Origin of the sequence: Pseudopedobacter beijingensis (genome assembly GCF_042678145.1) — a bacterium.
Lineage (GTDB): Bacteria > Bacteroidota > Bacteroidia > Sphingobacteriales > Sphingobacteriaceae > Pseudopedobacter > Pseudopedobacter beijingensis.
The window spans coordinates 15929-29412 of the sequence record NZ_JBHUDG010000017.1; the positions used below are offsets into that span (position 1 = coordinate 15929).

Annotated in this window: 12 protein-coding genes; 5 read left to right on the forward strand and 7 right to left on the reverse strand. The window is 37.0% G+C overall.

Annotation, left to right across the window (positions count from 1 at the left end; genetic code table 11):
* Positions 1-107 precede the first annotated feature (107 nt).
* Positions 108-1031 carry a DUF58 domain-containing protein gene (locus tag ACFSAH_RS11195; protein WP_379662825.1) on the forward strand — a complete coding sequence of 308 codons (924 nt, stop codon included), beginning with the start codon at positions 108-110 and terminating at the stop codon, positions 1029-1031.
* A gap of 69 nt (positions 1032-1100) precedes the next feature.
* Here ACFSAH_RS11195 and ACFSAH_RS11200 read toward each other — a convergent pair whose 3' ends face one another.
* From ACFSAH_RS11200 to ACFSAH_RS11230, 7 genes are all read right to left on the reverse strand, one after another.
* Positions 1101-1940: a mechanosensitive ion channel family protein gene (locus tag ACFSAH_RS11200; RefSeq protein ID WP_379662826.1), complete on the reverse strand. Its 840-nt coding sequence runs from the start codon at positions 1938-1940 to the stop codon at positions 1101-1103.
* Complete coding sequence (locus ACFSAH_RS11205) at positions 1933-3123, reverse strand: aspartate aminotransferase family protein (RefSeq protein WP_379662827.1); 1191 nt, start codon at positions 3121-3123, stop codon at positions 1933-1935. Before ACFSAH_RS11205 ends, ACFSAH_RS11200 begins: the two co-directional genes overlap by 8 nt.
* A 47-nt stretch (positions 3124-3170) precedes the next feature.
* Positions 3171-3605 carry a hypothetical protein gene (locus ACFSAH_RS11210; protein ID WP_379662828.1) on the reverse strand — a complete coding sequence of 145 codons (435 nt, stop codon included), beginning with the start codon at positions 3603-3605 and terminating at the stop codon, positions 3171-3173.
* A 13-nt stretch (positions 3606-3618) separates the two neighbouring features.
* Positions 3619-4218, reverse strand: a complete 600-nt coding sequence (locus ACFSAH_RS11215) for a hypothetical protein (protein ID WP_379662829.1) — start codon at positions 4216-4218, stop codon at positions 3619-3621.
* Between the two features lie 31 nt (positions 4219-4249).
* Entirely contained in the window at positions 4250-4798 is a 549-nt protein-coding gene (locus tag ACFSAH_RS11220) for an RNA polymerase sigma factor (RefSeq protein WP_379662830.1), read from the reverse strand.
* 70 nt (positions 4799-4868) lie between these two features.
* Positions 4869-5822 (reverse strand): transketolase family protein, encoded by a 954-nt coding sequence (locus tag ACFSAH_RS11225; RefSeq protein WP_379662831.1) that lies wholly within the window; start codon positions 5820-5822, stop codon positions 4869-4871.
* A gap of 28 nt (positions 5823-5850) precedes the next feature.
* On the reverse strand, positions 5851-6696 hold the full coding sequence (locus ACFSAH_RS11230; RefSeq protein WP_379662832.1) for a transketolase: 846 nt from the start codon (positions 6694-6696) through the stop codon (positions 5851-5853).
* 206 nt (positions 6697-6902) lie between these two features.
* Between ACFSAH_RS11230 and ACFSAH_RS11235 the strand changes: the two genes are divergently transcribed.
* The 4 genes from ACFSAH_RS11235 to ACFSAH_RS11250 are packed head-to-tail and all read left to right on the forward strand — an operon-like array spanning position 6903 to position 13430.
* Positions 6903-9284: a collagen-like domain-containing protein gene (locus ACFSAH_RS11235; RefSeq protein WP_379662833.1), complete on the forward strand. Its 2382-nt coding sequence runs from the start codon at positions 6903-6905 to the stop codon at positions 9282-9284.
* On the forward strand, positions 9285-10469 hold the full coding sequence (locus ACFSAH_RS11240) for a gliding motility-associated C-terminal domain-containing protein (protein WP_379662834.1): 1185 nt from the start codon (positions 9285-9287) through the stop codon (positions 10467-10469).
* Entirely contained in the window at positions 10469-11431 is a 963-nt protein-coding gene (locus ACFSAH_RS11245) for a PorP/SprF family type IX secretion system membrane protein (protein WP_379662835.1), read from the forward strand. The genes ACFSAH_RS11240 and ACFSAH_RS11245 overlap by 1 nt, the downstream gene beginning before the upstream one ends.
* Position 11432: 1 nt before the next feature.
* Entirely contained in the window at positions 11433-13430 is a 1998-nt protein-coding gene (locus ACFSAH_RS11250) for an OmpA family protein (RefSeq protein WP_379662836.1), read from the forward strand.
* Positions 13431-13484: the final 54 nt, after the last annotated feature.

Here is a 13484-nt window from a genome sequence, read left to right on the forward strand (position 1 = left end):
AAAGATGGAGAAAAAGAGCTTGAGAGTAAGTGGATGCAAGGAAGTTTTTGAGGCTTACTAAATAATAACAAAATAACGGTCTCTGATCGTCTGTCTGTTTTTGAGAAATGAAAGGAAAAAATATTTTTTTAGATGGTTTAGAAGAAGGACTTAGTTTGGAGGTTCTGGCCCGACAGGTGGTAGAAGGATTTATTACAGGACTGCATAAAAGTCCCTTTCATGGTTTTTCGGTAGAATTTGCCGAGCATAAGCTATATAATCAGGGCGAATCTGTAAAACATGTTGACTGGAAGTTGTTTGCCCGAACAGATAAAATGTTCGTGAAAAAATTTGAGGAAGAAACCAATCTAAGGTGTCATTTGGTATTGGATAGTTCTTCATCTATGTTTTATCCGGAAGAGGGAATCAATAAATTCCAATACTCTTCATTGGCTATAGCTTCTATTATTAATTTATTACGAAAACAGAGAGATGCTTTTGGTCTGACTTTGTTTTCTGATGTTATTGAGTCTCATATTCCTGCTAAATCTACCCGTGTACATGAAAAAATTATTTATCATGAACTGGAACGATATCTGAATAAACCAGTGAGAGGGAAACTAACAAATATCACAGAGTGTTTACATACTATCGCAGAACGATTACCTAAACGCTCAATGGTTGTTGTGTTTTCTGACTTTTTTTCTACCAATCAAAAACAAGGAAATTTGGAAGAAGTGTTTTCAGCACTTCAACATCTGAGGTTTAACAAACACGAAGTTATCATCTTTAATGTGTTGGATAAGACACATGAGCTGGACTTCTCTTTTGAAAATAGACCTTATCACTTTATAGATAGCGAAACAGGGAAAGAACTTAAACTAAATCCATTCCATTATATAGATCAGTATAAATCTAAAATGGACAACTTTAAGAAAGAAATAGACACCCGTTGCGGGCAATTAAAAATAGATTTGGTAGATGCTTATTTAGAAGAAGGTTTTAATGCTACCTTAAATGCCTGGTTAATTAAGCGTAATAAAATGGGGTAGAAAGACCCTAACAAGTTTTATGCAGAATCTTGTTAGGGTTAGCCATAATTATTTAAAAATAAAACATTTCTAAGCTTCGTCTTTTTTATACAGATGTATGTTTGTATGTGTAGATGGTTTAGCAATACCTGCTTTATCAAATGCAAGTTTCATTTCCTCTTTTTTCTCACTTTCTACATTAGTAAAGTCAGCATTTTTAACCAATGCCCTTACATTAAACTGGATCCCGGCATTAGAAACAGAACTGATGATGATAAAAGGGTCTTTTTTGTCAATTACACGTTTATCAGAAAATATTACTTCTTCTATCGTTTTTCTCGCCAGATCGATGTCATCACCGTAATTGATATTAAAAGTCCATTGCACTTTTCGGGCAGGTTCAATAGAGTTGTTAACAATAACATCGTTATATAAAGCTCCGTTCGGAATAATTACCGTTTTAAGATCAAAAGTTTTAATTACGGTATGAAATATCTGGATTTCGCTCACAGTACCTGCATTTCCTTTAGATTCTATACTGTCTCCAACTTTAAAGGGTTTTAACAATAAAATAAGCACCCCACCTGCAAAATTTGCCAGACTTCCCTGTAAGGCCATACCAACAGCAAGACCTGCAGCTCCCAATAAGGCGAAAAATGAAGTCATTTCTACACCAAGAGTTGTTAAAACGGTCATAATAAGCAAGACCGTTAAAGCATTGTGAACAATGCTTTTTAAGAAAAATTGTAAGGAAATGTCTACTTTGTTTTTGGTAATAATAGCAGAAAAAGCTTTGTTAATAAGCTTTATGATTTGTTTACCAATAAACCATATCAGGGTTGCCTTAATAATAGCGATGCCAATTTCTGTTCCTTTGGTAACTAGAAACTGTTCAATAGTTTGTAAATAAGTTAAAGTTTCATTATTCATATATAGCGTCTAAAGCTTCTCTTATAGTTTCGCAGGCAAACTCAATTTCTGCCGTTGTTATCGTAAGTGGCGGAGCTATTCTCATCGCCGTTTCGCAATGTAAGAACCAGTCAATAATTAAGCCATTTTTAGTGCAGTAATCGCTTACTTTTTCTACTTTCTCAAAAGAGTCCAACTGTATGCTTAACATGAGTCCTAAGCCCCTTGTTTCTTTTATTCTGGGGTGTTTTAATAGGGTCCTGAATAATTCTTCCTTTTGTGGTACATCTGCATAAAGTTTTTCCTCCAATATGACTTTAAGGCTGGCCAGACCAGCGGCACAGCTAACAGGGTGACCACCAAAAGTAGTGATATGTCCAAGAATAGGGTTTTCGGCTAAAGTTCCCATAATCTCTTTAGAGGAGATGAAGGCTCCGATAGGCATTCCGCCGCCCATTCCTTTGGCCGTTAATAAAATGTCGGGTTGAATATCGTAATGTTCAAAACAAAATAGTTTGCCAGTTCTCCCAAATCCCGTTTGTATTTCGTCCAGTATTAAGAGTGTGCCTGTTTCGTTGCATTTGTCTCTTAATTTTTTAAAATAGGAGGGGTTAGCGACACGTACACCTGCCTCGCCCTGGATAGATTCTAATATTACAGCAGCAGTTTTTTCGTTAATTAACTCCAGATTTTGTTCGTTATTAAGTTCTATAAAACTAATTCCTGGAAGGAGAGGGCGGTAGGCTTGTTTGTAAAGCTCATTACCCATCACACTTAAAGCACCGTGTGTACTGCCATGGTAAGAGTTTTTAAATGCAATAATTTCATTACGACCAGTATATCGTTTAGCTAGTTTTAAAGCCCCTTCAGTAGCCTCTGCTCCTGAATTGGTGAAATAAACAGATGATAAATTATGAGGCAGCACTTTTGCCAATGTAGCGGCAAAATTTACTTGCGGAGATTGTACATATTCTCCATAGACAGTAACATGTAAATATTGGTCTAATTGCTGTTTAATGGCTTGAATTACAGCCGGGTGCCTATGACCAATATTACTGACGGCAAAACCAGACACAAGATCAAGATATTTTTTGCCTTCTGTGTCATAAAGGTAATTGCCCTCTGATTTTTCTATTTGTAATAAACGAGGCGTATGAGAGGTTTGCGCCGTGTTTAAGAGAAATAATTGTTTTTGACTTAGCATGTACAAATATACGTGTTAAATACTGCCAAGTTTGTAAAGAAATTAATCTAGTTTCTTTTTAATTGCTGCATCAGCTCCTGTCTAAATTCACGCTCTGCTGAGTACATATCATTGAGTTGCTCAGGAGAGAGAATAGCTTGAAACTTTTTTTTGTAATTCTGTTTAATGTCCAGAATTTTAGATTCAAAAGAAAAATCGGTATCAACCTGTTTTTCAGGATTGGCCTTATTCTGTTCACGTAATTTTTTTCTTTGGCTATAAATAGCTCTTAACTCACTCTGATATTCTTTGTATAAGGGAGTGAATTTTTCTTGAGTGTTGGATGGTAGAGCCAGTTTTTTTAATACGAATTGTAATTTAAGCTCATCTATCCTTATCCATTTTTGAGTATTATTATTGTTGTCAGTTCCTCTTTCCTGTGCAAAATTAGAAACAGGAGAGAAAGTAAATAATACAAATAATATGAATAGTAGTTTTTTCATGTCGCAAATGTTATTATAAATGGCTGATGTTTTGTTCTATCGTAGAAATATCATCAGTATGCTCAATAATGAATTGCATATCGTTAGAGTCCGAATAAGTGTTTAGGTAATCAATAATTTCCTGATCATTCAGTTTCGAGATATTCTCATTCACATTTTGGGTTCCATTAAAAGAAACACTGTTTTTATAAAATAAGCCCAAAGCTACAGAAGAAACCAATAATATGGCTGCGGCATATTTAATAAATGAAAGTTTAATGACTCTTGTTTTCTGAAGAGGTATTTCATTAATCTGTTTTTCAGAAATTTGAGCTGTAATTTTATCATGTAACGAATCAAAATATCCGTCAGGAACATTATACTCGGTTGTAGTAGTTTTAGATAGCTGATTATCTAAACGAACCTGAGCAAGAATATCCTTTTCCATATTCTCAAAATAAGCAGATGGAATATTAAAAGCACTATCTTCTTTATAAGATTCAAGCTTAATCTGACTAGATATTTTTTGGTGTAAACCATCAAAATAGTTATCTGGGACAAGAAAATTGTTTTTCTTCAAGTCTTTTAAGAAAGTGTTTTCCATATCTCCTGCGCTATTTACTTCTTCTTTCATGCTTATACAGATAGTTTTTTTTACAAAAGGTTTAATCTGATGTTAACAAAAAGTTCTCTATTTTTTTTACAGCCAGGTGGTAAGATGTTTTTAAAGCTCCTACACTGGTACCTAATATGTCTGAAATTTCCTGAAATTTAAGATCATCATAATATTTCATGTTAAATACCAGACGTTGTTTTTCTGGAAGGGTAAGGATAGCCTGTTGTAGTTTCTTTTGAATCTCCTCGCCGGTAAAGTAGTTGTCGTCATTCAGGCTATCACCCAGCTTTTCCGCCATCTCCTCATAGCTTACATTTAATTTGTCTTTCTTCTTGTTCAGGAAAGTAATACATTCGTTAGTTGCAATCCGGTATAACCAGGTGTATAATTGCGAATCTTGTCTGAAATTATCCAGGTTTTTCCAAACTTTAATAAAAACGTCCTGTACAAGGTCATCAGCATCATCATGGTTTATAACCATCCTCCTGATATGCCAATACACTTTCTGCTGGTATTTTTTTAGCAATAGCGAAAAAGCCTCCTGACGTTTGTTTTCGTCCTGAAACATATTTAACAACTCGCGATCGTCTATTTGCATAATAATATTCAGATTAAATAAAAAAGCCGAAGTTTTAAAGGCTCCGGCTTTTTTATAAAAGTAATAATTTTTATTTACGTTTCATTACTTTCTTAACGGCTTCTACAATATTAGAACTGTCTAATCCGTATTTTTTCATTAATTCAGCAGGTGTACCACTCTCTCCAAAGCTATCGTTAACAGCAACGTATTCGATAGGAGTAGGAAGTTCCTGTGCTAAGATTTGCGCAATGCTATCACCCAAACCACCTAATCTATTGTGTTCTTCACAAGAAACCACACATCCTGTTTTTCTTACAGATTTAAGGATAGCCTCTTTGTCAATAGGTTTGATAGTATGGATGTTGATGATTTCTGCATCAATACCTTCTTCTGCTAATTTTTCTCCAGCCAAGATAGCTTCCCATACCAGGTGGCCAGTAGCAAAAATACTTACATCAGCACCTTCGTTTACCATCCATGCTTTTCCGATTTCGAATTTCTGATCAGCAGGAGTAAAAACAGGGATTACCGGACGGCCAAATCTCAAATAAACAGGGCCTTCATGTTCTGCAATAGCAATAGTTGCAGCTTTTGTTTGGTTATAGTCGCAAGGGTTGATAACAGTCATACCCGGCAACATTTTCATCATACCAAGATCTTCAAGTATTTGGTGAGTAGCACCATCTTCACCTAAAGTTAAACCAGCATGCGAAGCACATATTTTTACGTTTTTGTCAGAGTAAGCAACTGACTGTCTGATTTGGTCGTAAACCCTTCCTGTAGAAAAGTTTGCAAAAGTTCCCGTGAAAGGGATTTTACCGCCAATGGTCATACCAGCAGCAATACCAATCATGTTTGCTTCAGCAATACCTACTTGTACAAATCTGTCTGGGAATTCTTTTTGGAAGTCGCCCATTTTTAGTGAGCCAATAAGGTCGGCACAAAGCCCTACAACATTTTTATTTTTTCTACCAGCTTCTAATAAACCAGCACCGAAACCAGAACGTGTGTCTTTTTTTTCAGTATATGTGTATTTTTTCATTTGTGATTGTCGTAAAAGAGAGTTTTGATTAGTAATCGCCCAAAGTTTCTTCTAGTTGAGCCAAACCAGCTGCCAATTGCTCATCATTTGGAGCAATACCATGCCATTTATGAGAACCTTCCATAAAGTCAACACCTTTACCCATTTCTGTTTTCATCATAATAGCAATAGGTTTTCCATTTCCGGTTCTTGATTTTGCAAGCTCTAATGTTTCAACAATCTCAGTCATGTTGTTTCCATCTGCATGCATTACTTCCCATCCAAAAGCTTCAAACTTAGCGCCTAAATCACCTAAACTTAATACCTGAGAGGTAGGTCCATCTATCTGTTGTCCATTGTAATCAACAGTAGCAATTAAATTGTCTACCTTATTATGAGGAGCAAACATAATTGCTTCCCAGTTTTGACCTTCTTGTAGTTCTCCATCTCCGTGTAGTGAGAAAACCACAGTATTATCATTGTTCAATTTTTTGCTTAATGCAGCACCAATAGCAACAGACATGCCCTGACCTAAAGATCCTGATGCAATTCTAACTCCAGGAAGGTGTTCATGTGTTGTAGGGTGACCTTGAAGTCTTGAGTTTAGTTTTCTGAATGTTTTCAGTTCCTCAACATCAAAATACCCAGCTCTTGCCAAAACACTGTAAAAAACAGGTGATATATGACCGTTAGACAAGAAGAATAAATCTTCTCCAATTCCATCCATTTTAAAATCAGGATTGTTTTTCATTACTCTGAAGTACAGAGCAACCAAGAAATCGGCACAGCCTAAAGAACCTCCTGGGTGGCCTGATTGGCAGTCGTACACCATTCTAATAATGTCTCTTCTCACCTGAGAAGCAATCTGTTCTAATTCTTTAATTTCTTTAGCCATTTTTTCGTTAAAACATAAAATCGCGGCAATGTAACTAAATTATTGCTAATTCGTAAAAAAAAACAAACGTCAGGAATGAACTTTTTGTTTAAATAGCATGAAGTTTAGATTAATAAGAACAAATTAAAATTCAATGATTGTGTTTTTGTTAATTTTTTATTTTTTGATGCTTATTGTATGGTTTGTATGTTGTATATATTTTAATTATGGGTAAAAAATTACTTAAAGAATCTTTTCTGAAAAACATATCTCTCTTAATTATTCTGTTTATTTCAACCTTGAATGTGTTGGCGCAAGAAGGCTCGGTCGGTATAGGTACGCGTCAACCCAATGCTAACGCCATATTGGACATCGTTTCTAAAGAAAAAGGTGTACTTGTTTCCAGATTAACAAATACTGAAAGAGCAGTATTAACCTTGAAGTTATCACAGGCAGATACCGGATTGTTGATTTACAATATTTCAGAAAATCAGTTTAATTATTGGGATGGGGTTTCGTGGTCTGTTTTAGGAATGGAAACAGGAACAAGTACATTTTGGTATACTGGTAAAACCCCCCCTTCATCATCTTATCCTATCGATGCCAAAAATCAGGACTTGTATTTAAATACAGTTACCGGAGATGTTTACAGGTATAATGGAACGCTTTGGGGAACACCAATAGGTAATTTAACCACAGGGATTGTAGGTCCGAAAGGAGAACAGGGTGTGCAAGGGCTTCAGGGAATCCCAGGGCCGGTAGGTCCTAAGGGTGATAAGGGAGAAGCAGGAGATGTAGGGCTTCAGGGTGAAGTAGGTCCGGTTGGTCCAAAAGGAGATAAAGGTGCTGATGGCGATAAAGGAATCCAAGGAGATATTGGTCCAAAAGGAGAAAGAGGAGATCAGGGAGCTTTATGGTTTACAGGAGAAGGGGCACCGGGAAATACGCTGTCAGGGTTAAGAACCGATGATTTATATTTAAATACTAAAACAGGTGAAGTTTATCGTTACCTGGTGAATGGATGGTCAGGTGTAATTGCCAATTTAACAACTGGTGTGGAAGGACCTAAAGGTGAAAAAGGAGATGCTGGTGCGGTTTGGTTTAATGGAGATGGAAATCCCAATACATCTCTGATAGGAGGAGTAAGAGTAGACGATCTTTTCCTGAATAATAAAACAGGACAGGTTTATAAATATACAGTTACCGGGTGGCAGGGACCAATAGCCAATTTAACAACAGGTATAGAAGGACCTATTGGGCCTGTGGGACCAAAAGGGGAAAAAGGTGACCAGGGAGTAAGTGGAGTAGCAGGACCTGTGGGGGCTAAAGGGGACAAGGGAGATCAGGGAGTTTCTGGCCCGCAAGGCCCCAGAGGAGATAAGGGGGATAGAGGAGAGCAAGGTATACAGGGGGTTCAGGGAGCTCAGGGATTGCAAGGCCAAAAGGGAGAAAAAGGAGATTCGGGGTTAAAGGGAGATAGAGGCGAAAAAGGAGATAAGGGAGAAAAAGGAGAAACAGGTCCACAGGGGGAGATAGGATTGACAGGAGCTAAGGGAGACAAAGGCGATAAGGGCGATCCGGGAGTGAAAGGAGACCAGGGTGTTCAGGGGAAAACAGGCGAGAAGGGCGATACTGGAGAAAGGGGGCTCCAGGGAGAAAAAGGCGAACAGGGATTGCTTGGCCCTGGAGGTCCAGCAGGGCCTCAGGGAATCCAGGGGGTACCAGGAGAGCAAGGAATTCAGGGGAAAGCTGGCGAAAAAGGTGAAAGAGGCGAAAAAGGCGATACGGGTCCCATTGGACCACAGGGTATAAAAGGTGATACAGGTTCGCAGGGACCAATTGGACCGGCCGGGGCTACAGGGTCTCAAGGTCCTGCCGGACCTCAGGGAGAAAAAGGAGAAGTTGGTCCAAAAGGAGAAAAAGGTGATATAGGGCCAGATGGTGTGAAAGGACTTAAAGGTGATCCGGGAAATTCCTGGTATGAAGGGTCTTCGGTGCCGGATGAATTATTAGGTAATACTGGTGATTTATATTTAGATAAATTGAGCGGCGATGTTTATAAAAAAACAGGCCAGTTCTTATGGGAAAAAACAGCTAACATTAAAGGGCCTGTTGATACTTCGACATCCTGGCAAATAAACGGTAATGCAGGAACAAAACCTGAAATATCAGGAACAGCAGGATCATTTTTGGGGACTAAAGATGCAAAAGACTTGATTTTTGCAACAAATAATGTAGAAGTTATTCGTATAACATCTTCAGGGAATGTGGGAGTAAGCCAAACTTCACCTCAGGCAAAACTACATGTTAATGGAGACGTATACCTAGGGTCTGCAGGAAGTATATTAAAAGGGATTGCTAAAGGTACCTTCACCTTTACAGGAGAGTCAATTGCGGCAGCGGCTGCATTTAAAAAAACAATTACGTTAGGCAGGGCCAATTTAGAATCGGTAATTACGGTTTCTCCAAATCAGGAATTACCAGATGGTGTTTCTGTTTCTTATGTCAGAGGGATTGGAACCAATCAGATAGAGGTGAAATTGTATAATGCAGGTCCAAATGCAGTAGTTTTACCTGATATTGTTTTTACCGCTGTAATTGTTAATTAAATGAAAAAACTTGCAGCTATACTATCAGTGTGGTTATGTGCCATGAATTTATGTGCCCAAATGATTGTTCAGAAAGGAAGTGGACTTACTATTCAGAACGGAGCAGATATTATCGTAGAATCGGATATTATTAATGAGGATAAAATACAGAATGATGGAGTTTTGAGATTTACCGGAGATTGGGAAAACAAAAATAAATACGGTGGCTTGATGGAAGGTTCGAAGGGAGAAGTAATACTCATAGGTAATTCTCAGAAATTAAAAGGAACATTTCCAATGTCTTTTTATACTTTAAAACTCACTGGTGCAGGTATTAAATCAGTGAATCAGGATATGCAAATCCTGAACCTGCTGGATTTAAATGATGGAGAATTGGAATTAGTAGCCACTAAGCTAACCTTATTAAACGGAGTTGAACATGCTTTAAAAAGAAACAGAGGAATTATAAGTGCCACAGAGGGAGGTTTTTTCTATCGAAATTTGGAGGAAAAAGGAACTTATTTGTATCCTATGGGAAGTAGTAAAACCGGGCAATTCCTTTACAGACCAATAGAAGTTGACCTGAATGGAGATCACGAAAATCTTTTCGGTGTTTCTTTCCTTGCAAAAGACCCTGGTAATAACTATTACTATCGGGAAAATAGAAAGGATAATGTTTCGGAAGTAAATTCTAAATTTTATCATGTTCTGGATAGGACAAAGGGAGACGCTCAGTTAAAAGTAAATTATTTTTATAGTAGCAATGACGGGTATTCTGCACTGGCTAAATGGACAGATAATCTTTGGGAAAATATTACGCTATATAAATCTTTAGATTTAACCTCTCAAGATTTAAACAGGCAGATGGTTTTTATTGCAGACAAGAGTTTTGGGAATGTCCCGGTTACTTTGGCGAATTTAAAAGAGGCCCATAATCTGGTTTTTTACAATAGCTACTCGCCTGATGGTGATGGTAAGAATGATACCTGGACAATAGGTAATATAGATAATTATCCGGAAAATGAAATTACCATATTTAACAGATGGGGTGGAGAAGTATTCAAAACAAAATCATTCTCTTCAATAAACCGGTGGGATGGTGCGTCCTTAAGTGAGGGAACATATTATTATCTGTTGAGGGTGAAAATAGAAAATGAGTATAAGGTGTTTAAAGGCTTTGTGTCTTTAGTTAAGAATCAGAGATAATGAAAAGGTATTTAATCCTTCTTAGTATATCTATAATATTGTGTGTGGAAACCAGAGGTCAGCAAGACCCTCAATTTTCACAGTATATGTTCAATAGTTTGGTCATCAATCCAGCCTATGCCGGATATAAAGAAAACCTTAATGTCAATGCATCTTATAGAAATCAGTGGGTAGGTGTAGAAGGAGCACCAAAAACACAAACTTTAATAGTAGACGCATCATTAGCAAAAGATCGTGTAGGTTTAGCATTAGGGATAATCAATGATAAATATGGACTAAGAGGAAAATCTTCAGGATATATAAATTATTCATATAAGCTGTTAATGGGAGAAAAAGGAATGCTGGCTTTAGGGTTAGCAGGCGGAATTGCTCAATTTACTTACGACTCAGACAGAGCTACCTATGAAAATGAACAGCAGACCGATTTTTTGAACGGGAAATACACTTATATGGAGCCAGAAGCAAGATTTGGAATACATTACAGTACAGATAGGTTCTTTTTAGGTTTATCTGCAACAAATCTGTTTTCAGAAGTTTTTTCTCCGGCAAACTCCATCAGACAAGTAGTAACCAATCGAAATAATCATTTCTTTCTTTCAACAGGGTATCTTTTTGATGTTAATGAATATCTTAAATGTAAGCCCACTATTCTCATTAAAGAAGATGTGAAAGGACCAACAGGTATAGACGGAAACCTGAATTTTTTAGTAGCAGATAAAGTCTGGATAGGCGGTTCGTATCGATATAATGCAAATTTATGGAAGAAAAACATAACAAATGCAGCCAACGGCAGCGCATTAGTAGCTATGGTCCAGTTTGTTGATGATACATGGAATATTGGTTATTCTTATGATTATTCTACCTCAGCATTAAAAAGTTTCAATTCTAGTCACGAAATTAGCGTCGGTTTTGTATTAAGTAAAAACAGGAGTATGAAAATCCTGAACCCAAGGTATTTCTAATATGAAGTTGAAAAAAATATTATTCGTAATCCTGTCGCTAAGTTTGTTGGCATACGTATTTATTCCGTCAAAATTAAGGTCAGACGATTTAGGAAAGGCCAATAAGTACTACGAAAAGTATGACTATTACTACGCCATAGAAATCTATGAACGACTGATGAAAAAAGGTGGAAACCTGGAAGTAGCAGAAAAATTGGCAAATAGCTATAGGTTTACAGGAAACACCATAGAAGCAGAAAAAAACTACGCTAAAGTACTCAGTTATCCCAACTTTAATACCATTAACTACCTGTATTACGCAGAAGTATTAAAGCAAAACGCCAAATACGAAGAAGCAAAACATTATTATTTAATGTATGGAGAAAGAGAACCTTCTCAGGCAGATAAAGCTTTAAGGTTAGCTAATTCCTGTGATATGGCACGTATGTGGGCCAATAGACCTGAGTTAAATATAGTTGTAACCAATGAAGAGAGTCTGAACAGCGATCAATCAGATTTTTCACCAGTAATTTATCAGGATGGATTGATCTTTGCATCTGACAGATTTTTTACCCAAACCAAAGCCAATCCTAAAAACAATAAAGTGTATGGTTGGACAGGAAATGGTTATATTAAAATTTATCAAGCTGTACACGATCCCAAAGCACCAAAAGACGTATTTAAACTGAGCGCCCTGCCCAATTATATAAATAAAGAATTTCACAACGGACCCGCATCAATAAGTTATGATGGAAAAACGTTGGTATTTACAAAAAGCGGAGTCAGGAAAATAGCAGGTAAAAAAAATAAAGAAACAACAAGTCATAATACCATCTATTTCTCAACATTCGAAAATAATAGCTGGACAGAACCACAACCTTTTGAATACAATAATATACTGGAATATTCTGTACAACATCCTGCACTTAATAAAGAGGGGAATGTAATGTACTTTGTTTCGGATATGCCCGGGGGGTATGGAGGAATGGATCTGTATTATTCAGAGAAAAAAGACGGTAAATGGACGCAGCCCATAAATTGCGGAAGTCGGGTTAATACTCCGGAAGATGAAGTTTTTCCTTACCTGAGAGGAGATGGAAAACTTTACTTCTCATCAAGAGGGCATTTGACAATGGGCGGTCTGGATATTTTTGAGGTAGAAGGTGAAAAATCTGCTTGGTCAGAACCCAGGAATTTAAAAACACCTATAAACTCCTCTAAAGACGATTTTGGCATCACTTTCTTTGGAGACAACCAATCAGGATATTTTTCATCCAATAGAAATGGAGGTAAGGGGTTAGACGATATTTACCATTTTGTACAAAAACCAGTTGACGAAGTGGTATTGCAAGTTGCCGGACAGGTATTTGATAAAGCCAAACAAATACCTATATCAGGTTTGAAAGTTTTTCTGTATAATAAAAATACAGGAAAAGAAGATGCAGCTGTTTCTGATGAAAACGGTGCATTTGTCTTTTACCTCGATCAGGAAAGCGATTATACATTAAGAGGAGATCTGGATAAGTTTTTCTCTCGCCAGGAGGGCGAAATATCAACCAAAGGCGTTAAAGAATCTACTATCTATAATGTCAAATTTGAAGTAGAACGAGCAGAAGAAGCTTATCTGGTACGACTGAATAATATTTATTACGATTTTGATAAATATGCCATCAGAAAAGATGCGGAGCCTGAGTTAATGAAAGTCGTAGAATTTATGAACAAAGTAGGAGATGTAAATGTACAGATGCAGGCCCATACCGATTCGCGCGGAAAAGCAGATTATAACATACAATTGTCTGTAAAAAGAGCAAATGCTGCCCGTGATTATCTGATGCAGCAAGGAGTGGATAAAGAAAGACTTTCTGCCAGAGGTTTTGGTAAAACTCAATTACTGAACCTATGTGCTGATGGAGTGAAATGCACCGAAGAAGAGCATCAGTTAAACCGTAGAACAGAGTTTAAAGTAATAAGGATAAATCCCGTAACAGCAAATCTGCCCTCACCATTAATAAAGTATTAAGTGTAATGTAGCCGGAATAAATGGTGATAGCAGTTTTAGAAGCTCCTTTTTTGT